Annotated in this window: 21 protein-coding genes; 16 read left to right on the forward strand and 5 right to left on the reverse strand. The window is 61.2% G+C overall.

All coding sequences use genetic code 11. The annotated features are described in order from the left end of the window. Position 1 precedes the first annotated feature (1 nt). On the forward strand, positions 2–1,336 hold the full coding sequence (locus OKW37_RS15745) for a TrbI/VirB10 family protein (protein WP_429405464.1): 1,335 nt from the start codon (positions 2–4) through the stop codon (positions 1,334–1,336). A gap of 132 nt (positions 1,337–1,468) precedes the next feature. On the opposite strand, the gene OKW37_RS15750 is transcribed toward OKW37_RS15745, so the two are convergent. Together OKW37_RS15750 and OKW37_RS15755 are read right to left on the reverse strand one after the other, a co-directional pair. Continuing rightward, the gene (locus OKW37_RS15750) at positions 1,469–1,981 is read right to left on the reverse strand and encodes a DUF4238 domain-containing protein (protein WP_429405460.1); all 513 of its coding nucleotides are present in this window, start codon (positions 1,979–1,981) and stop codon (positions 1,469–1,471) included. A 226-nt stretch (positions 1,982–2,207) separates the two neighbouring features. Then, positions 2,208–3,131 (reverse strand): carbon-nitrogen hydrolase family protein, encoded by a 924-nt coding sequence (locus OKW37_RS15755; protein WP_429405458.1) that lies wholly within the window; start codon positions 3,129–3,131, stop codon positions 2,208–2,210. Between the two features lie 82 nt (positions 3,132–3,213). On the opposite strand from OKW37_RS15755, the gene OKW37_RS15760 reads away from it, so the two are divergent. From OKW37_RS15760 to OKW37_RS15770, 3 genes are all read left to right on the forward strand, one after another. After that, positions 3,214–4,131, forward strand: a complete 918-nt coding sequence (locus tag OKW37_RS15760) for a LysR substrate-binding domain-containing protein (RefSeq protein ID WP_429405456.1) — start codon at positions 3,214–3,216, stop codon at positions 4,129–4,131. A gap of 363 nt (positions 4,132–4,494) precedes the next feature. Then, complete coding sequence (locus OKW37_RS15765) at positions 4,495–5,520, forward strand: type IV toxin-antitoxin system AbiEi family antitoxin (RefSeq protein ID WP_429408391.1); 1,026 nt, start codon at positions 4,495–4,497, stop codon at positions 5,518–5,520. Continuing rightward, entirely contained in the window at positions 5,498–6,400 is a 903-nt protein-coding gene (locus tag OKW37_RS15770; protein ID WP_429405454.1) for a nucleotidyl transferase AbiEii/AbiGii toxin family protein, read from the forward strand. The genes OKW37_RS15765 and OKW37_RS15770 overlap by 23 nt, the downstream gene beginning before the upstream one ends. Before the next feature lie 37 nt (positions 6,401–6,437). On the opposite strand, the gene OKW37_RS15775 is transcribed toward OKW37_RS15770, so the two are convergent. After that, positions 6,438–6,857 carry an ACT domain-containing protein gene (locus OKW37_RS15775; RefSeq protein ID WP_429405452.1) on the reverse strand — a complete coding sequence of 140 codons (420 nt, stop codon included), beginning with the start codon at positions 6,855–6,857 and terminating at the stop codon, positions 6,438–6,440. 193 nt (positions 6,858–7,050) lie between these two features. Here OKW37_RS15775 and OKW37_RS15780 point away from each other — a divergent pair, with 193 nt between their 5' ends. The 12 genes from OKW37_RS15780 (at position 7,051) to OKW37_RS15835 (ending at position 18,643) form a co-directional block, all read left to right on the forward strand. Further along, positions 7,051–7,275, forward strand: a complete 225-nt coding sequence (locus OKW37_RS15780; protein WP_429408389.1) for a helix-turn-helix domain-containing protein — start codon at positions 7,051–7,053, stop codon at positions 7,273–7,275. A 402-nt stretch (positions 7,276–7,677) separates the two neighbouring features. Next, positions 7,678–8,364, forward strand: coding sequence for a DUF3577 domain-containing protein (locus tag OKW37_RS15785; protein WP_429405450.1), 687 nt, complete (start codon positions 7,678–7,680; stop codon positions 8,362–8,364). Positions 8,365–8,870: 506 nt separating this feature from the next. Next, positions 8,871–9,290 carry an antirestriction protein gene (locus tag OKW37_RS15790; RefSeq protein ID WP_429405448.1) on the forward strand — a complete coding sequence of 140 codons (420 nt, stop codon included), beginning with the start codon at positions 8,871–8,873 and terminating at the stop codon, positions 9,288–9,290. 89 nt (positions 9,291–9,379) lie between these two features. After that, positions 9,380–9,967 (forward strand): hypothetical protein, encoded by a 588-nt coding sequence (locus tag OKW37_RS15795; RefSeq protein WP_429405446.1) that lies wholly within the window; start codon positions 9,380–9,382, stop codon positions 9,965–9,967. Positions 9,968–10,231: 264 nt separating this feature from the next. Continuing rightward, positions 10,232–10,792 carry a DUF3275 family protein gene (locus OKW37_RS15800; RefSeq protein ID WP_429405444.1) on the forward strand — a complete coding sequence of 187 codons (561 nt, stop codon included), beginning with the start codon at positions 10,232–10,234 and terminating at the stop codon, positions 10,790–10,792. Positions 10,793–10,847: 55 nt separating this feature from the next. Further along, entirely contained in the window at positions 10,848–11,966 is a 1,119-nt protein-coding gene (locus OKW37_RS15805) for a DUF6094 domain-containing protein (protein ID WP_429405442.1), read from the forward strand. A 75-nt stretch (positions 11,967–12,041) separates the two neighbouring features. Further along, a complete protein-coding gene (locus OKW37_RS15810; RefSeq protein ID WP_429405440.1) occupies positions 12,042–12,494 on the forward strand; it encodes a hypothetical protein in 453 nt (150 codons plus the stop codon). A gap of 290 nt (positions 12,495–12,784) precedes the next feature. After that, positions 12,785–13,396, forward strand: coding sequence for a hypothetical protein (locus tag OKW37_RS15815; protein WP_429405438.1), 612 nt, complete (start codon positions 12,785–12,787; stop codon positions 13,394–13,396). A 117-nt stretch (positions 13,397–13,513) separates the two neighbouring features. Continuing rightward, on the forward strand, positions 13,514–15,811 hold the full coding sequence (locus tag OKW37_RS15820) for a DEAD/DEAH box helicase family protein (protein ID WP_429405436.1): 2,298 nt from the start codon (positions 13,514–13,516) through the stop codon (positions 15,809–15,811). Between the two features lie 45 nt (positions 15,812–15,856). After that, positions 15,857–16,207 (forward strand): DUF3085 domain-containing protein, encoded by a 351-nt coding sequence (locus OKW37_RS15825; RefSeq protein WP_429405434.1) that lies wholly within the window; start codon positions 15,857–15,859, stop codon positions 16,205–16,207. A gap of 823 nt (positions 16,208–17,030) precedes the next feature. Then, positions 17,031–17,951: a hypothetical protein gene (locus OKW37_RS15830; protein ID WP_429405432.1), complete on the forward strand. Its 921-nt coding sequence runs from the start codon at positions 17,031–17,033 to the stop codon at positions 17,949–17,951. A gap of 119 nt (positions 17,952–18,070) precedes the next feature. Next, positions 18,071–18,643, forward strand: coding sequence for a hypothetical protein (locus OKW37_RS15835; RefSeq protein ID WP_429405430.1), 573 nt, complete (start codon positions 18,071–18,073; stop codon positions 18,641–18,643). Between the two features lie 148 nt (positions 18,644–18,791). Here the strand turns inward: OKW37_RS15835 and OKW37_RS15840 are convergent, their stop codons facing one another. Together OKW37_RS15840 and OKW37_RS15845 are read right to left on the reverse strand one after the other, a co-directional pair. Then, positions 18,792–19,511 (reverse strand): DUF6998 domain-containing protein, encoded by a 720-nt coding sequence (locus OKW37_RS15840; RefSeq protein WP_429405428.1) that lies wholly within the window; start codon positions 19,509–19,511, stop codon positions 18,792–18,794. Between the two features lie 15 nt (positions 19,512–19,526). Continuing rightward, positions 19,527–20,435, reverse strand: coding sequence for a hypothetical protein (locus OKW37_RS15845; protein WP_429405426.1), 909 nt, complete (start codon positions 20,433–20,435; stop codon positions 19,527–19,529). Positions 20,436–20,780: the final 345 nt, after the last annotated feature.

The following is a 20,780-nucleotide window of genomic DNA, read 5'->3' on the forward strand; positions in this document are numbered from 1 at the left end:
CATGGCCGCCCGGGAAAAAAGCAGCACCCCGCTCACGCCTGAGCCAGCCAGGCTCACACGCATCCGCCGGAATCTCGCGAAAACGCTGCTCATCGCGCTGTGCTCCGCACTGCTCGCGATCGTCCTGGTGCACGCGCTGTCCCATCCGCACGAGACCGCAGCCGAGCGGCGCGAGCGCGAGCAGATCGAGGCGGATGCGCGGCAGCCGAAGGCCTCACCGGATGCAATCCGCAAGCGCCTCGAAGACCAGCGGAACCTGGCGCTGGCACGTGCGGGCGATGCCGCGTCGGCAGCCAGCGCCCCGCTCGGCGGCACACCGCTCGACGGCATCCCCAAGGGCGTGCCCGGAGACGATGCGGGCCCGGTGCCCCGAAACTACCGGACGTCTGGCCCGGGCACCCCCGATCACGACGCCGATCGACTCGCGCTGCAACGGCAGATCGACGCCATGCAGAGCCAGTCGCTCGTCGCTTACGAGGACACGGGTGGAGGCAACGGCAACCCGTCCACGGGGAATGGGCTATCTACCGATCGCATCGCCGGCAGCCTGGCGCAACTTTCCGGCTTGCAGGCAGCGCCAGGCGGTCCGTCACCGGGTGGTTCATCGGAGACGACCGCGTCCGGTCTCACGCCCGCCAACGTGTCGAGCGCCACTGACCGGCGCAACGCCGAATGGGTCAGACAACAGGGCGAAGCGACTGACGATGCCAAGCCGCTGGTTCCGGTCCCCATCGCTTCACCGTACATGGTGATGGGCGGCACACCGATTCCCACAGTGATCCTGCAGGGCGCGAAAAGCGACATGCCCGGTACCTTCCGCGCGATGGTCGACCGCGACATCTATGACAGCATCGACGGGAGCTGCAAGCTGATCCCGAAGGGAACCCGGATTCTTGGGCGGACGAACAACGACGTGGCAATCGGCCAGGACCTGATGCTCATGGCTGCCACCCGGATGATCTTCCGGCACGCGACCATGCGTCTCGATGGACTGACCGGCAACGATCCCGACGGCGAGGCGGGCGTCACCGCCGAGGTCAATAACCACTTCTTCAGGATCTTCGGGTCGACCTTCCTGATCGCCGGCGTCGCCGCCTGGATCGGCCACAACCAGAGTCAACAGAGCGGCACCACGATCAACATCAACGGAGGCGCGTCGACCGATCTGTCGGAAGCGGCAGCACAGTCCCTGTCGCAAACGACCCAGACCATTCTCCAGCGCAACATGAACATCCAGCCGACCCTGAAGCTGGAGCCCGGTCAACGCATCACGTTCATCACACAGCGGGACATGATGCTGCCGCCCAACGTCACTGACGGGAGTTGCAATCGATGAAACATTCAATCACCGCGCTTTCTGCAGCTTTGCTGATCCTCCTGTCGAGATTCGCTTAACTTTGAACTTGGTTCACGTAAGTCTGAATCCTGCACCGCAGCAAATTCGGGCGTACCCCGCCGTTGGGCTAGTTCATCCGTTCTGAGCATGCGTCAACGATGGACAAGCCTCATTCGAAACCTTTGGCATTTGCGTCATCATCTCGCGCTGCTTTGCGGTAGCCTTTGCCATCTTCGCCTCGAGGTCATCAACGATCTTCAAGACTTTCTGCCACTGCTCGGCATGGTGATTTCGCGACGCGGCTGTTCGAAACTGCGCGGCCGCGACGAACCTCCCGAGGTACGCGTGTTCCTCGGGTGTCAGCGCTCGCGCGTAGTTGAACTTGCTGGTTCGCATACGCGTGAATCTGTCCTCGATCGTCGAGAACGTTGACTCGATCCGCAGATCTCGTCCACCGTCTGCCGTTTCGATCGTGTACATGTCCGTCTCGGTGAATAGCTTGTGAGGCGCGCGTCGATGGCCGTTCGTGCCATCGCGCTTAAACACCCACACGTACGGGTCATGCGTTGGGGGGCAATCGGGATCGCACCACGCTTTAAGGTAGGACGCAGGTACATAGTGCTGCTTCTTGTGGCTTTTCCCCATTTACGGCCCCTTCTTTTCCTTAAGGCTAAATGGCTTCAGGACCGTGCGTTTTGACGGATTGTCAAAATAGTGGCAATCGTCACTCATTGCTTTGACCTTTCTTCGATTGAGGTGGGCTCAGACGTCCCTCAATGTTGAGCGACCCACCGGGTTGGGTTGCCAGCCGAAGTTCGCGGCCGGCTCGCAACATCACCGGGCCGCGGCCAGCTTCACAAGCCAGTTGGACTCACGATTGGATTGCGACAGTGTGTTTGGCACGCTGGTCGACGCTCAACGAAAAGACATCCGGCCGTGAGTAGTGACCGACGACATCGAAGTCGTATCGCGCCTTGATCAACTCATCGGTATCGATACTTGCGACGACAAGACCCGCTTCGCCGACAAGCGGACCCGCGAGGACATCGCCTAGCGGACCGAGGATCATGCTGCCGCCGCGGATAAGCGGACGGTTAGCGTCCCAACCCGGCACGTCGACACCAAGTTCTCGCGGCGACGGCTGGACCTGACAGGCGCTGACGACGAAGCAGCGCCCCTCATGTGCGATATGCCGCATCGAGCACTGCCATATCTCACGCTCATCGACGGTCGGGGCGCACCAGACCTCAACACCCTTGGCATACATTGCGGTACGCAGCAAGGGCATGTGATTCTCCCAGCATATGGCGGATCCGACTCGACCCGCCGCCGTTTCGACGACAGGCAGTGTCGAACCATCGCCCTGCCCCCAGATCAGCCGCTCGGTGCCTGTCGGCATGAGCTTCCGGTGCTTTGCTACAAGTCCCGACTCGGGCACAAAGAAGAGGGCCGTACAGAAAAGCGAACTACCCGCCCGCTCAATAATGCCGACTACCAGACTGGCGTTCGTTCGCCGTGAAAAGTCGACCAGTGCGTCGGTCTCCGGGCCCGGAACGTCGACAGCGTTGGCGTAGTACTGGGCAAACGCCTCGCGTCCTTCAGGCAGCCGGTAACCCAGTCGCGTACCAAAGATTTCGCCCTTCGGATATCCGCCCAGCAGTGCTTCGGGCATGACAACCAGGGCCGCTTCAGAGTCGACGATTCGCTGCTCCAACTGCAGGATCTGGGCGAGCGTGTCGGCCTTACCCGCTGGGGATGAACCGATTTGAAGCGCGGCAACTATAGATTTAGGCATTGTTGATTCCGTGGTCTGCAAAGGATGCGTTGATCATCGCAGACCGATAAAATCGAGCAACCACGTGCTCTCCATAAATGATATGAGCCAAATTGATATCGCCGCGATGGATCTCAACCTGTTGAAGGTCTTTGAAGCCTTGTACGAAGAAGGCGGAGCGGGTCGAGCGGCGATCCGCCTCGACCTGACGCAGTCGGCTGTCAGTTCGGCATTGAGAAGGCTGCGCGGAGTATATCGGGATCCCCTGTTCACGCGAACGGGGCGCGGCTTGGCTCCGACCGGCCGTGCGGACGAATTGAAACCGGTTATCGCTGAGGCACTTGACCGATGTCGGCAGTCACTGGCAATGACGACAATCGACATAACCGATCATCGAGGCCGCTCGGTCTCAATAGGGCTGTCCGATGACTTTGAAATTGCAGTTGGGCGCCGTGTCATGGATGCGGTGGCGAAGAAAGCACCGGGGCTACGTTTGATCTTCAGACAAACCCATAGTCAAATCGTGGCCGAAGCGCTTCTGAACCGGGAAATCGACCTCGCGGTCGCTTCGGGTGGACTCTCGTCACGCGGTCTGAGTCGGCAGTCGCTCGGCGAGGGCGACTACGCGTGTCTCATGGACCCTAAATCGCTTCCTGGTCGAGCGGGACATTTGACGCTTGACGAGTACGTTGCCCAGCCACATATCCTCGTCTCGTCTGGAGGCGTAGTGGGTATCGTCGACGAAGCGCTCGCCAACGTTGGACGAAAGCGGCTTGTTTCCGCTTCGACAACACATTTCGCCGCTTTACCGTATCTGCTCCATGGGTCGGACGCCGTGGCAACAATACCGAGTCACGCTGCGGCAGCCGTATCCAGGCTGACTGGGCTGCGCCAGTTAGGCTGTCCGCTCACACTACCGAAGTATCCCATTGAACTTGGATGGCGCACGGTCAGGATGCGCGACACAGCAGTCGTCGCCGTCCAGCAAGCGGTCGTGGCATCGTTCACTGACACCCGCTAACGAGAAAGGGTAACCCTTTGCACCACCCGCGAGTCGCGAACGGCAACCCAAACGGATGTCCGCTTCAGCACTAACTGACCGACCGTTGTGGGTCCGATCAGCGACGTTCACTCACACTTCCGGCTAGCTCGGCCATCGGAGCAAACGCCGGTTACTTCAACCCAGGCGGTAAAAGACGCCCCTGCCGGCAGCGTCAATCCTCGCGACGAGCCGTCCCGGTAGAAAGAGCCTTTTGTCCAATTATTATGGCTGTCCACGTTACGTGGACAGCCATATTTTTTTGTCAAGGTCGATCGTATCCAAAAGGTCAGGCCGTCCACGGTACGTGTACAATGAATAAACTTGGACAACGACGACCTTGCCATGCATCCGGGCGACCACGATCTGCCTCCTCTGCTGGAAGCTGCCGCTACCGCGTTCGGCGATGCGACCGGCGTTCCTGTCCACCTGCGCAAGGCGCCGCCACGGTCCGGCGCGGATGCAGTACTGGAGTTCCATGTCGGCACCCGCCGCTACAAACGCCTCGCGCATGTCAAGCGGACGATCGACCGCTATGGCACCTTGGCCGCTGTCCGCGCGCAGGCCGCGCCGGGCGACGGTGACCGGCTCCTGCTTGTGACATCGTATCTATCCCCCAAAATGATCAATGCGTGCCGCGACATGCAGGTCGATGCGCTTGATCTGGCCGGCAACGCCAGTCTTCTTCTAGGGGATAGTGTCATTCTCGTGTCTGGACGCCCCCGCCCGGATAGCAACCCGCAGGCACATAGCCGGACCTGGACCAGGTCGACACTGCGCGTCGCGCTCGCCCTGCTCGCCGTCCCTTCGCTGCTGGGAAAAACCTACCGGGATATCGCCCAGGTTGCCGGCGTCAGCCACGGAACGGTCCAGAATGCCATTCACGGCATGCTGGACCGGCGCGACCTCATCGAGCAGCCCGGCGGGCACGGCATGCAGTTCGCCGATGCAGGCCGGCTCATCGATGAATGGACCACGTTGTACCCGACACTGTTGCGTGGATCACTTCAGCTCGGCCACTTCCGCACCGACATCCCCGACTGGTGGAGAAACGTTCCCGAGCTCCCCGGCCGGTGTCAGTTTGGTGGAGAGCCGGCAGCAGCCATCCTTACGCAATACCTGAAACCAGCCACATTCACCGTATACTGTGCCAGCGAGGTCCCGAGGGAGTGGATTGCGAAGGCTCGCCTGCGGCCTGATCGCAACGGCAACATTGAATTCCTGAGGTCCCCGATCCAGCTCCAGCCTGCGGCTGGACTTCCGCAGAACATCGCGCCGCCCCTGCTCGTCTACGCGGATCTCGTGGCGAGTGGCGACTCGCGCAATCTCGAAACGGCCCGGTTAGTGCGTGAACAATATCTCCCCGCTTGAGCCTCGCCCCCATCGCCCTTTTCCGCCCGAAATCGTGGCCCTTTTGCGTGAACTAGCTGCCGCCGCTTCCGAAAAGGGCATCCAGTGGTTTGTCGGTGGGGCGAGCGCACGCGACATCGTGCTAACGCACGTCCACGATATCGAACAGACACGGGCCACTGCAGACGTTGACATCGGCATCGCCATCGAAAGCTGGGCCGGCCATGAAACACTGAGAACGGCGCTGCTCACGTCCGGCCACTTCGAGCAGCGAGGTAATACAACCCACCGGCTGCACTACCAGTCCCCTGAGACTGGCGCCAGAACCTGGCTCGATATCGTACCGTTCGGGGGCATCGCAGACGATGGCGGCGAAATCGCCTGGCCGCCCGATCAGGTTATCCGCATGAACGTCGCCGGCTTCGAACAGGCGCTGCAGGTCGCTGTGCCGGTACGCATGGATGCCGATCTCGTGGTGCCTGTCGCTTCCCTTCCGGCGCAGGCAATGCTCAAGATCATCGCCTGGAAAGATCGTCACGCGGTCGATCGCAAGGACGCAACCGACCTGCTTTTCCTGCTGGCATGGTACGGCGAGGCAGGAAATCTCGAGAGGCTGTATGCCGACGACGCCTTCGACCTGATCGAACGGCACGAGCACGATCCCGATATCGGCGGCGCGGCCCTCCTCGGCCGCGACATGGCGGGTATCGTCACGCCGGAAGTGCGCGATCAGATCCTCGCGGTCATTGCGCCGGACGATCCGTCGCCCCTGATACTCACGCACATGATGGCAAGCCGCGCACGGATTTTCGGCGGCGATACGGCTGAACGGATCAGTCAGCTCTTTGACGCGTTTCGCCAGGAATTTGTCGCGGCGATTCAGCGAGGAAGCGGGACTTGACCGACCCAAGCAGGAAGCATTCCCGACCAGTGTTCGGCTAGCCCGGCACGCCCTGTCCTGCCCGCGCCTGGAGGTCCGTCAACTGAGCAAGCGCATCCCGCGCGCGCTCCACGGGCACAAAAATGTGATCGTGAAATGCGGCAGCAACGACGTTGCAACTGATGCAGGCCCTAGTCAGCGCTTCAGCCACTGCAGCCGTGAGTCCCACAGCCTCCAGGTCGGAATGGACGTTCAGCGTGATCCAGGCTGCCCGGAAAAGAACAGGTAACCCTTCGCGCAGCGCCGTCGGTTCATCGATGATGATGGTCAGCCCCTCGCGCTCACGAAACGTCGCCAGAGGAGCGAGCTGCGACACGTCCCGGTCTGCCAGCACGGATGAAAAAACATAGGCGCCTTCATTCAGCTCTGGCTGCATGGACGCCAGCAATTGTGCGAGATCCGAGACGGGTGGGCTCACTGCGCTCCCTGTACAAGAAGAGGATCAATCAGGCAGGTACACCGGCCGCGGCATCGCGAGCCGTACCCACGTTGAATATCAAAACTATTGCCGCCGACGTGCAGGATTGTCACTCATAGTGCGTGTCATGATAGAGCGTGGCCTCAAACAGGTCAAATACGTACGCTTCGATATCTTTCCGATCGAGATGTCGATGCAGTACGACCCCCTTGCCCTGTTTGGGAAACGCCTGGTCGAGCTTCGCAAGGCGCGCGGCTGGTCACAGGAGCGCCTTGCACTCGAAAGTGGGCTAGCCCGGTCGTACGTTGGTGGCATCGAAAGGGGGCAGCGCAACATTGCCCTCTATAACATCTGCGTGCTGGCCGCCACGCTCGGCGTTTCTCCCGCTTCCATGCTGGATTTTGATGAACTCAGGTGACATTGCATTGTTCGCCTGCTGCAATCCCACTTTCCGCAATCACAGCCCCCGGCACATCCGTCGACCTGCCAAGTCTTCGCTTGTGAGACATCGTGACGCATCGGGAGATCAAGTTCAATCCCGTCAAATTCATTTGAACAGCGAACAAAAATGATCAGGCAACCCACCTTGATTTTTCGGTATCGCCGACTATGATTCGCGATTGAAGTTGACCGCTGGAGCCTATCCAGCATCCTTCGCAGTACAGTCGCTCGTGCGACACCTTTCGCGGTTCGCTTCGTCCCACTGTCTGGACCACCGCAGGTCTTTTGACCGGAAGCTTTCTGTTCTTGCCCGTCTGGGGAATTGTCATTCCCCGACACGGGCCTTGGCGATTCCCCTTTTTCGTTCTGGAGAATCGTCATGAATCAGTCTGTCGAACCCCGCAAGTATTTCGACCTTCATCTGCGCGGCCTCGGGTATCTGTCCCGTGTCCGCGATGTTACGGCGAAAGGCAATGGCCGCAGCAAGGCCAAGCCCTTCCTCGCCTGCGCCATCTCCGCCTTTCACGGCGATCCGAACGTCGAGAATGGCGTCGTATATCTTCCGCTGGACCTGATCGTCTCGGGCGAGAAGGCGAAGGAAGCTGTGCGCGCCGTGATGAACGACGCCAACGATCCGGACGTGAAAGTCCTCGTCTCCTTCCGCGCTGGGGACCATTACATCCGTACGTTCGAGCGTACCGGCAACCGCGCGGGTGAGACCGGTGCTGTCCTCAAGGGGCGCTTGCTCAAACTCTTCTGGATCAAGGTCGACGGCCAGGAAGTCTACCGTGACGAAGGCGACCGCGAAGACGACGACGCTGAAGCAGGCGCCGACACTTCCTCGGAGACCGTCAACGGGCATGAACCGTCGACGGGCGATAGCGATCACCGCGATACGCCTTCTGCGGACGAACCGGCCAACAGCCGCGACATCGGAGCCTCAAGCAACGATGCGGCAGCGGCCGACCGGACGGCCGAACGCACCAACGCGCGCAGCAACCGCTATCCGCCGCTGCGCCGTCATGCGAACGGGAGCGCCCGTCACCCGTCCGCCAACGCCGAATGACCGGCGCCCCTCGGTCCCCGCCTCGTGCGGGGGCTTCCTCTCGCGCATTATTGGACTGCCGGTTTTCCAGGGCGACACTCCTCGAGCCCGCTCTGGAAAGCCGGTACCGTCCCGCAGATCGTCGACCGGGTCCACGGTGGCCCCACTACGCCGTGCCGTTTGCGCCGGATCGATCGTTCCGGCCCAGACACGCGCCTGGCAGGGGTTAACTGCCAGGCGTTATGCGTCATTCGCCCTCACTGCCGATCGGTGCCAATGAGGGCCAATGAGGCATAACGTGTTCACTGCCGACCTGCCAGTTGCAGGTCCGTCTGTCGCCGCGTCAGGCGACACCTTCACAGCCATCTTCCGGTGCCATTGTCTGCACGGCTGTACCCGCGTCGCCATGATGCCGGGTCCGGAATAGCTCGCTTCCCCGCTCTCAAGTAGTTCCTTTGTTCAACCCTCGCGGGGAATGCGCTTCCCCGCGAGGGCAGCCATCCTCCGCTCGTTTTCCGGAGGATGTCATGAACCAGACCACTGAAACGCACGGCATCGTGGCCACCATCGTGCCCGAGGACCGCCGTATGGAAATCCTGCCGCGATACTTCGGCAAGCATATGATCCGCGCCGAATTCGCTGTTTACACCGCAATGTCGTCGTTATGCGCGACGTACCACGGCGGATTCTGGGACTACGTCGAGCTGTCCAACGGCGCGCTCTACATGACGCCTCGTCTGGATGGCCCGCTGCCCATCACCTGCGACAGCAACGGATACGACGGCGAAATGAGCAGTGACGCCTCCGGTATTGTTGCCAGCCTCTTCGCACTAAACGCCATGGCGTGGTCGACAGAAGACGCGCATTTCACGGAGCTCTATCACAGGCTGCTCGCCTTCGTTCCATCTCACCCCGAGGCGCGCGAGATCTTTGCGGCAATCGATTGACGGGCGGACGGAATGACGCCCAGCCCCCCTTCAAGCCTTGCGGAACGCAGCCCGCAGGGCGCGTCTCCGCAACATTTCCGGAGACAACGATGTCAATCCGCACTTCCATCACCCCTTCCCGCCCTGCCATCAGCAAGTCCGATACGAGTATGCGGCACTGGTCACTGGCACGCGGGAACTGCTTCCAGCAGGGACCGGCATCACAGCTTCATGCCGCCGACCAGCCCGATGATGACGACGATCCCTCGCAGCAGGCTTTTCAGTGCCGCGACGGGCGCATATTGCCGCGCTATATGGCGCAGAGCGTCGATCTTCCCGACGGCCTCTACCTCGGGCTCTTCAATGGACGCGACGATCCGCTTGGGTCCCCGCTCGTTACAGGGTTTGATGGACCGCTGATCGGCCGGCTGCGTTATTGCCACACCGTCGAGGCCCGCGACCTCAAGCTCGAATTCCTCGATCCGTTCGAGGGTTATCGGCTCTTTCCCGACATGGAGCACATGGCCGGACGCGACGGGCAGACGCCTACCGGCAGGATCACGATGCCGATCCAGCTCATGCTGAACGCGGGAGCGATCGTTTTCGACGGACGGTATTTTGCCGACTGGACAGTCTTCGTTATCAGCTCGGTGCGTACCGTCATCGGTCGCGACCTTCGCTCACAACGGCGCGTGTGACCAGAGACTTGTCACCGCATCACCTCATTCGATCATTTCTGAAGCGCGGCACCGGTGGCGCTTCGATGAAAACCCATTGCTCTCGATCCGTTCGATGCGGATCCGTGCGTCGCCGCTTCATATGAAAGCTACAGCCTCTTCCGGCACGCTCATCGGTTACCTGCCCGTCACGCTGGCAAACAGAATCGATCCGTATCGCTTCAACCCACCCCGCGGGACGCCATACCCGCGAGGGTGCGTCCCGCCTCACTATCCGGAGGCATCGTGATCTCTCTTTCCGGCACGCTCGACGTGCGCACCATCAAGGGCAGCAACGGCCCGTTCCAAGTCGGCGAACTGACCACATCCGTCGGCGAATTCAAGGTCAAGGACAAGGTGCTCGAGCAGTTCGAGCCCGGCGCCTACATCGGTACCTTCCTGATCGACAAGATCTATCCGCACAGCTACCTGTGGTACGGCAAGGTCACCGTCGAGATCCGCGCGAGGCTGGCCGATGTGCAACTCGACAACGATGAGCCGTTCAGCGAGACCGGTCAGGCACCGTCCTCGACCGAGCCGGATCCGGCCGACGAGGAACGCATACCCAGTGCCGCAGCCCCCGCCCATGCTGACCAGGGGCCGTCCCCCGCGCAAACCGAAGGCGATTCTGGCGAGCTGTATCTGCCCGACCTGTTCGGAACCGAGCTGGCCGATGCGATTGTCGCCAGCCAGCCAGTGAAGCTCGACCCAACCGTTGACCGCGGCGTGTTCCGTCAGCAACGCGACCAGCTTCGCGCATTCGGTTACGCCTTCCAGGCCTCCAGCCAGACCTGGCTGAAAGCCTGATTCCTTCCACTTGCGGCGTGCCGAGCCTTCCGGCGAAACGGCGCGCCACGATTCGTTGGAGATCGACATGGCTTTGATCTTTCCCCGCCTCGCCCGAAATTTCGTGAAAAACGGCTACTTCCCGACCGATGCCGTCACGCTCGGACGGATCATCCCGGCGCTCGCGCTGGCCGATCCGGACCGCCCCGTACGGTTGCTCGATCCATGTTGCGGCGAAGGCGCCGCGCTGTACGAGCTAAAGGACGCACTGGGTAGGCAGTCCGCAACACCTGATGCGATCCGCGCATTTGGCGTCGAGTATGACCGCGAGCGTGCATGGCACGCGAAGGATGTCCTGGAGACCGTGGCACACACCGACATCCAGGACATGTTCATCACCGCCCGCAGCATGGGGCTGCTGTTCCTGAACCCGCCGTATGGCGACGTCGTATCGGACAAGGCCCAGACTGGCGAGCGTCAGCCGGACCGTCTGGAGAAGTTCTTCTATCTGAAGGCGGTTCCCTGGCTCGCGTTCGGTGGCGTGCTCGTGCTGATCGTGCCGTACTACGTGATGGACCGCGAGTTCGCCACGATGATCGCCCGCAATTTCACGCGCGTCGAAGTGTTTCTCGCCCCCGACCAGACGTTCAAACAGCTCGTCCTCTTCGGCGTCAAGCGTCGGGCGGATGGTGTCGACACTGCACTCGCCGCACGTCTCGCCCGCATCAGCGACGGCGAACTGCCACCTGAACAGCCTGAGACCTGGACGGCACAGCCGTACTGCATTCCATTGGCCGCCGGTGAACAGGTCTTCATGTCCACACGGATCGATGCGCCGCAGCTCCAGCACGAACTGCGACGCCTCCAGCACGCCACGCTCTGGCCGCAGTTCTCTGCGATGTTCGCAGCAAAGGCGGTCACGCCTCGCCGTCCCCTGCGTGACCTGTCCGACTGGCACCTCGCCCTCGCGCTTGCGGCCGGCCAGATTACCGGTGTGGTCACCGGCGTTGATGGCACACGCCTGCTCATCCGCGGCGACACCGTCAAGCAGAAAGAGCAGGAAGTCCAGATCGAGGAAACGGACAAGGGTGATATCCGGACCACGATCCTGATGCGCGACCGGTTCGTTCCCACGATCGCGGGCATTGACTTCACGCCCGGCCCGAATCTCGGCCGCGTTGTCACGATCCGCTAGCGCGGGTCCCGTCTTCAACCCCGCGGGGCCTTGCCCCGCAGGGGGCAGGTTCCGCCCTGCAAGGACACCCGAATCATGACTGATACAAGCCCCACGAACCAGCCACTGCCTGCTTACCTGGTCGGCTATAGCCTCGACCACGCGCACCGGGTCGTCGTCGGCATCCGGGCCGCCAGCGCGGAGGCGGCCTGCGCCATCGCGCGTGCGGCATTCGACGCCGGTACGTTGTGGGATGACGCGCCGAACATGCCGCTGCTCTACGACGAATATGAGGAACTCGACGGACAGGTCCTCAGTTTCGATGCGACGGGCGTCACGGCATGGCCGGCCGCCGACGTCTCGGTCCGTGCTGTGCGACTGCACGCAGCCGCACACCAACTCCTCGCGTTCGCACGACTCGTCGACGAACGATTGCCTCAAGCAGCTGCGATCGAGACCTGGCATCCCGAAGCCTTGGTGTCGATGACCCTCACGGCCGGACAGGTCCGTGAACTTCGCGCCTTGCTCGGAACGCTGACTGGCTGCTGACCGCGGCCGTTCCTTCTACACCTCTGTGCGCCCTGTCTCCAGGGCGCTTTCCCCGACCGTTCACCAGGACGCTCAAGGAAAGCGCTTCGCGCTGCACGTTTTCCCGCTGGTCTGCCGGTAGCAGACCCGTTGTCGCCCGTGACGCGACACCTTCAGCCGTACCCCAGCCGCTTCTTTCCGGCGCCTTCGTCTGCGCGGCGGCGGCTCCCTTGCGGACGCCCCGGAATCTTCCTTAACCCACCCGGGTCAGCGCCCCATGGGTGCGCCGGGCATTCACGCTGGAGCACCCCATGCTATATCCCATCAAGGAACTGCAGGACATCTTCATCGATGCCTGCGTGCGTGCACCCGATGGCGAGCTCGCCTTCGTGTCCGTCTTCGGTCGCGATGGCGCCGTTCAGCAGCTTTACGCCTCGCTACATCTGGGCGTCCAGGAGGGCGGCATCCGTCAGATCACCCTGCTTGACCCCGACAGCAGCCAGCCGATCGTCACCGTACCTATCGGCGATCCGCGGCGGCTGGACAAATACAGCGGTCGTCTGCCGAAAGACAACCTCTTCGGCAACCTCGTGCATACGTGGATCTACGACGAGTCGCTGCTGACACCGTCAAAAGCCACCGGCTCGGCATGGCTGCTGGTTGACCGAGAAACCCAGGCGCACGACAAGGCGTCGCTGGAAGCACGCGTGTGGTCGCTGATTGAACAGCTCAGTCCGATACCGCTGCTGCCGCACTGGCGCTCCCTGGTCCTCGCCAGCCTCGGAGCGCAAATGGTCAGCAGGCTCGACCAGACACCTTATTCACCCGTCGGACGCATCCACGCTTTCCGGACCGCACTCCCTGGCTCGTTCACCGAGGCGATTTCCAGCTTGGTCCGCAGCGGCGCGCTTGCAATCGACTAACCCCTCGCCGGTCTTGCCGCCCTTGGAGGCGCTGGCGGCCCTCTCTCTATTTTCCTAATCTGCGGGACCTGCGCCCCGTTCCGGGGGTACGTGGCCCGCATCTTCTGGAGACGCATCATGGAAGATCTGCAATCCGCCGTCGTAGACGGCGATGCCGAACACGACGACATCACAGCCGACGACAACGCCGGCGACGTGATCGCCCTGCCGGACTTCATCTCGAACTTCGGCGCCGGACTGCTCGACGCCGTCCGCCAACAAAACCCGTCGATCTACGATGGGCAGCGCCCCTCACGATGGGACGCACTGCTCGACGAACTGTCGCGACAACCGTTCCCGGCGCAACGGGAAGTCATTCACGCGATCGCGACACTGTTGACGCAATACGCACCGGGCGGTGTCATCAACGCCGAAATGGGTACCGGTAAGACGCTGATGGGCATCGGCGTTGCCGTCCTTCTCCACCATTGCGGCTATCCGCGCACGCTCGTCATCGCACCGCCGCATCTCGTCTACAAGTGGCGCCGCGAAATCAGAACGACGGTGCCGGGTGCACGCGTCTGGATCCTCAATGGCCCGGACACACTGCGCAAGCTCCTACAGCTTCGTATCATGCGTTCGAGGCCAACGGTACCCGAGTTTTTCATTCTCGGCCGCGTGCGCATGCGCATGGGATTCGACTGGAAGCCTGCCTTCGCGCGCCGCGTCGCAACGCTCGATATGGAGACTGACGCAATCACGCGCGTGTTTGCCTGCTGCCCTGCCTGCGGCGAGTTCGTGTGCGACGAAGACGGCAATCCGCTGACACCCACCCAGGCTCGGCCCGCGCTGAACGAGAAGCGTCGCGCGTGCAGTTGCGGCGAACGCCTGTGGACCCTGGCACCGAAAGGCCAGGGCACGCGGTCGATGCGCGAGTTGGTGAAGGGAGCACTGCTTCAGATGCCGACCGTCGGCGAGAAAACCGCCGAACGCCTGCTCTCCCGCTTCGGCGAATCGATGCTCGCGGACATGCTGCAGGACAACGTGTTCGAGTTCATCAACCTGATGGACGACAGCGGCGAACTTGTGTTCTCGGACCGGCAGGCGAAGCGCATGGAGCGCGCGCTCGCCCATACCGAAATCTCGTTCGGACAGGGCGGCTATCAAGCCTCAGAGTTCGTTAAACGGTATCTGCCACAGGGCTACTTCGGTTTGCTCATCGCCGATGAAGGCCACGAATACAAGAACGAAAACTCCGCCCAGGGCCAGGCAATGGGCGTACTCGCTCGGAAGGCGTCGAAAACGTTGCTGCTCACGGGGACGTTGATGGGTGGCTATGCCGACGACCTCTATCACCTGCTCTATCGCCTGAACCCGACCATGCTGATCGACGACGGGTTTAACTACAACAGCAACGGCTCGATGGCGGCCGCAACAATGGCGTTCATGCGCGAGCATGGCGTGCTCATCGACATCCACAAGCAGGTCGACGAAGGCTCGCACCGCACTGCGAAAGGCGACCGCAAGAGCGTTTCGACGGTGAAGGGTCCGGGCTTCGGTCCCAAGGGCATCATGCGGTATGTCGTGCCGTATACGGCCTTCCTGAAGCTCTCGCAGATCGGTCAGAACGTCCTGCCGCCCTATGACGAATCCCTGCTGCCAGTCGCGCTGACTGAGGAGATGGCGGCCGCCTATCGCACGCTCGAATCGACACTGACATCAGAATTGCGCGCCGCGTTACGCTGCGGCGACAAGAGTCTGCTTGGCGTGGTGCTCAATGCGCTGCTCGCGTGGCCGGAATGTTGTTTCCGTCCCGAAATCGTGCGGCACCCTCGCACGAAGCGGATCCTGGCCAGCGTGCCTGCATTGCTGCGCGACGATCAACCCGGTCCCAAGGAAGAAGTGCTGCTGCGACTCGTGCGCGGCGAACTGCTGAACCGCCGGCGCACGCTGGTCTATACGACCTATACCGGCACGCGCGACACGTCGGTGCGACTGAAGAATCTTCTCGATGCGGTCGGTGTCAAGGCATCTGTACTTCGTGCGAGTGTGCCTGCGGAAAAGCGTGAGGACTGGGTCGCCGACCAGCTGGAGCGTGGCGCCGAAGTCATCATCACAAACCCCGAGTTGGTCAAAACCGGCCTTGATCTTCTTGAATTCCCGACGATTGCATTTCTTCAGTCCGGCTTTAATACCTACACGCTTCAACAGGCCGCACGCCGGAGCTGGCGTATCGGTCAGACGCATGACGTCACCGTGCGATTTCTCGCTTACGAGGCCACAACGCAGATGCGGTGTCTGAAGCTGATGGGACAGAAGATTGCCGTCTCGCAGTCCACATCCGGCGACATGCCCGAGTCCGGTCTCGACATCCTCAATCAGGGCGGAGAGAGCATCGAAGTTGCGCTCGCGCGGCAACTGGTGAGTCAGGAATAGCCGGAACCTCATTTGATAACCCGTCCCCTCATGGAGGAATTCGTCATGATCCACTTCGTTGCAGCGGATCTGCACCCCGTCATCTGCGAAGCCCGCGCACATCAATGTCGAATCGTGCTGGTCAAGGATCACGGTGTCTACATGCTCTCGGAGAAAGGCGAAATGGAAAACGGCCGACGCAGCATCATCGCGTGGGCCCGCGAATGCAATCCCAATACGGTGCCATTCGATGACTGGTGGGAGCGCGCCCGGGCAGAATTCGGCGGCGATGATTTCGTCGAGTATCTTGACCACAACGATGCGGTCTTCGACCGCGTGATCGACGAAGGCTTCGATCTCCAGATCGAAGCCGATACCGGTTACCTCTACATCAACGCTGTCGCCCCGCGGTCCTGAAGGTCTGCCTCCTTTTCGCTCCCATTCAAAGCGCCGATCCCTTCCGGGACCGGCGCTTTTTTTTTGGTTCATCGCGCATTTCCGTGGATGCCGCTGATCTACCCACCGCGGCCCGTCGACTCAGCGCGACATATAGGGCGGCTTCCAAGGTACTGCGGACGTTTGTTGACTCGCATTGCGAGGCTGGAATTCGGCCATAGCCGACGGTCGCCGATCAGCCGCTGAGCGGCGCCTGAAGGTCGCTTCACTGACATTCGCAAACCCGTGTCGGCGAATGTCTCCTCTCTCTATCGACGAATGAGTCTTCCCGCCCCGTTGCTGTCATTCGGGTCCCATTCACAGCAACGTCTCTTGATAGATGCGAAGCGGTCATCGGTGCGACCAGTGCGAACGATAGCCGCGCTCTCTTCAGCAGGCGTCCGACCTCAACACGCGGATCGTCGATCGGCATCTATCACTCTTCGGCACCCAATGCACTGACGCAAGAGCGGCCCAGCAACGTCGGCGAGCTGGCTCGCTGGTCTGAAACCTCCTCCAAAGTGGCCGATCGCGCCAATCGATCTGTTAATCGAGGACGATGTCCCTTGCCCTGCGCCGGGCGTGCGCTCCACGGCGATGCGAGTGGCCCACCAACCGACCTATAAACCGATTGGGTGGTGGGACACGCTTGCGCTCGCCCGCGGCCTTCGCCCAATCGGACGATATACTTGCAGGCGCATCGGCGGTCGCGTCCGGGACCAATGGATCGGACAGCCGCGGAATGCAGCGCCGCGAACAGCCGGAACCCGTCAAACAAACCCAAAGACGCAGGAGGCAGTACAGCATGATCACGCTCAATGGCGAAAAGGAACTCACCCGGATACATGACTGGGCCGACATCCTGGCGCGCCCGGGCTTTGATGGGCAGCTGGATCCGAATGCGCACGAGCTCGAAGCGATCATTGGCAGTTATGCCTTGCGAGACAAAATCCCGTGCGGCCTGTCGAATTGCCGCACGCCCCACGGCCGTGGCTACCTCGTTGCGACCAAAGACGGGCGCACAACCAACATTGGGAAGGATTGCGGTCGAGTGTATTTCGGTGTTGATTTCGAAACGATGCTCAGCCAGTTCACGCGCGATATCGCAGCCAAGGAACACCGCGAGAGGCTTTGGAGTTTCTCGTTTCGCTTGGACGAAATAAACGCTGCGGTCGCGAGCCTGCGCAAAGGCGACGCGGGCGCGCCGGGCGCTGATTGGGTGCACAAAAAATCGCGCGCATTGCTCGTGCTCAACTCTGGCTGCCCCGCCCCGATTGTGCGCCGGGTTGTTCAATTGTTGCGGACAGGCGGCGATGAGGTGATGGGGGTTCGCGAAGCGACCCGCGAGGAGATCGCACGCGAAGAAGCGATGTCGGGCCGCACGGTAAAACGGCCGCATTACGTTGAGGCGGTGGTCGGTCGCGTTGGGCACCTGCACGCGCTCCGCTCTGAGAACGATCTGCGTGAGATCTTGATCGTGGATTTGGAAACGAATCTCAAAGCGTTCGCCGACCTGGACATCGACAACTTGTCGCCCTCGCAGTTGAGTTATTGGTCCAAGTGGTCAGGAGGCGTCGAACTCTCTTTGGAACGGGCTGGCGAGTCGATCCGGATGACTCGCGCATTGCTGACGCCCGAGAATCTCGCTCCGTTGGCGACGCTCGTCTCGGAGCCCGCCGAGGTCGCTCAATTTAAGACTTACCTTGCGGGCCTGGGTGCGCCCTAAGGGGCCATTCGAAAAGCGCGCGCCCTTATTAGGCGATTCAAAGCGGCCCACGAGCCATGCCGAGCCGCTCTTGATGGCGCCTTCACCCAACGCCACCTTAGAACAAGCAGGAACATCAAATGGACGCCGCCACTTTTCGGGAACGCCACAAAGATGTATGGGGAGACAACCCAGCCGATCTTATGGCGAAATACAAATACTTGCCGGAGATCACGGCGAAGATCGACAACACGCCAAACGACGGCCTCAATCAGCAGCGGCTGTTTGAAATCGCGCTCTGGAAAGTGAATCGGTATCCCGTGTTGAGCGATGAGCTTCTGGCTGAGTTGTGGGCACTCAAAAACTTGGCGCCCGGGGTCCACCGCGGTGCGAAAAAGACCTTGTGCGCGATGTTGGCTTGCAGGGGCATTCAGTTGCCAATGGCATCGACGTTTCTGCGGTTTGTCAATCCGAAAGCATTTCAAATTTACGATGAGCGGGCGGCTCGCATGCTTTGGGGGCCGGGACACGCAGCGGCGCCCAACAAGTCGGCGTCGAGGGTGGCCGAATATATCGAAGCCGCAGCCGATCACTACTTCGAATATTTGGACGATCTGCGCGCGATTTGCTCGCCAGAATTGCCCTTTGAAAGCGCGGATCGGATCCTTTATCAACTCGACATCGAACTCGGCAACAAATTGAAGCGCCGTTGATGCGCCGTTGATGCGCCGGTGTCGCGACACTGTCGAGATACCCGCTGGCCCCGCAAAGACAGCTCAATTGGAGGCCCACATCGCGCGCCTAGGTGCGCCCCAAACGGCTCATTGGGACGTGGGGGTCTTCCCTCGGTGCGGAGCCCGCTCACACATCTATTTCGACCGCATCGCCTCCCTCGGCGGCGGCAGGATTCTCGCCCGAGGCCGCATGAATCGCGCGAATGATCGCGCTGCCCAGCACGCGCGTATTGCGCTTGGTGCCGCTGCCGCTCAGCAAGCTGACGTTCAGTTCGCCGGCCAGCTTGCGAAGCGCGCGCAGCGTGGGCGTTTGCTCCTCGCCATTTAGGTCGACGACAATCGAGCCGTTTTCGATCTCGTCAATTGTGTAGCCCCCATAGGTCGCTGAGCGGACCACCTTGATATCGCTCGGCAATGCCACATAGTCCACCACTTGCGAGAAGGGAAGGCAAAGCTTTCCGTTCATCGGCCGCATCTTTTTTCGGGCGTCTTCGACGGATGCGTCGAGGAGTGTTTCGATCTGCATCTCGTCCGTGTTCACGCGCAGGATCATAACCCGGTGAGCGAGAGACAGAGTCACGGGATTGAAAGCGAAATGGCCGTTGGCGGACATGTTGGCTGTCGTCTTGACGGAAATGTATTCCCCGTTGCCGGCGACCACGTCATAGCCCTTTTGATTCACAGCCGTGGCCATTTGGCCATTAGTCAAAAGCGCAGCATAGAGCTCGCCAATGCGCCCGCAAAGATGCCTTAGCTCGGTGGGTGGCACGCCCCAATTGATCTCGCGCTCAAACCAGGACATCGCCTCCCCCAACGACTGGATTATCTGCATCTGCGTCAAAGCCATTTCCGCCCCTAGGCCTCAGTGCCAGCCGAAATAGTTTTTCAGAGCTTCGGATATCGTCGCGGACGCCACGGCGGTTGAAATCGCCCACGTGCCATCCATTGTCTTCGCGACGACCCGCCCGAGCCACCCCTTCACCGCCGGGCCGGGCTTGCCGTCAGAGGCCTCTTCTGCGCCCTCGTCGGCTGCGACGGCGTTCTTTAAGTCGACAATGTCTGGCTCCTCCATGCCGCGCGATCGGAGGGCCGTCGCCAACGCGTCAAAGTCGCCTTTACCGTTGGTGATCGCGATGTGCGTGGAGTTGTTGCTGCCCAGGACGATTGTGGTGTTGTCGCCGAAAATCGCGCTGCGAAAAAGGCCCGGCGCATCGACGTCGAGGGCGGCCTCTTTGATCTTTTCAGTCGTGTTGCTCTCGCCCAATCGATCCCGAAGTTCGAGGACAAAATCCAACAGCCGCGATCGCACTTGCACAAAAATCTGGGGGAGTTCCGCTTGGCTGATTTGGCACCAGGCCCGTTGGATGACCAGGCCATGCGCGAGCGTCTTGCCGAGCAGGCCATTCGCTTCGAGGGGAATCGGCGCCTCCAATCTGCCGCCCTCGCCCTCGGCGAATTTTTCGAGCACCGCCAGAGACTGGGTCATGCGTGCGGTCTGAATTTGAGCCCGCTGTTCTTCCGTCAAATGGCCAATGGGCAACGGATGAGCCGTGTATTGGACCGTCATGCCGGCGACGTTGCCCAAGACTTGCGAGGAGAGAAGCCGATACGCCGGCAGCTCGGCGTCCGGCGGGTAGCCGTTGATCTCATTGTTGACCCATGGCACGAGCTCTTTGTGTCCAATGTCGTGGAGCAGGACTTTTGTTTTCAGGAGAGCATCGACCAAGGAATGGTCTTGCGAGCTGAGCGCTGCAATGATGTCGTCGACCAAGCTCATGAATCCTTTTGTGCCGCGCCCTAGCGCCGTGGGAATACACTCAGCAATTGTATTCGAACCCGGTCTCGTACCGTTTTGAGAGGTCAAAAAAAGTTGAACGGACGTGGGTAACGCGGTCGTCAGAGAAGAGCTTGCTGGGCCAAAAACCACGTTCGCTATCGGCGATAGAACGGCCGCTTGCCGTAGAAGAGCGGCCTCCTCGAAGGCCGGAATATGGTTCCGACGAATGTCCCTTCATGGCCGAAAGTGCGAGTTCGCTGATACGGAAAGCTGCCGTCTGGTTGCTCGATACCGCCACTGTCACATTGCCGACGTAGAGCCCAGGCCGCGCCAACGTCG

The organism is Paraburkholderia sp. MM5482-R2, assembly GCF_050436125.1.
Classification (GTDB): Bacteria; Pseudomonadota; Gammaproteobacteria; order Burkholderiales; family Burkholderiaceae; genus Paraburkholderia; species Paraburkholderia tuberum.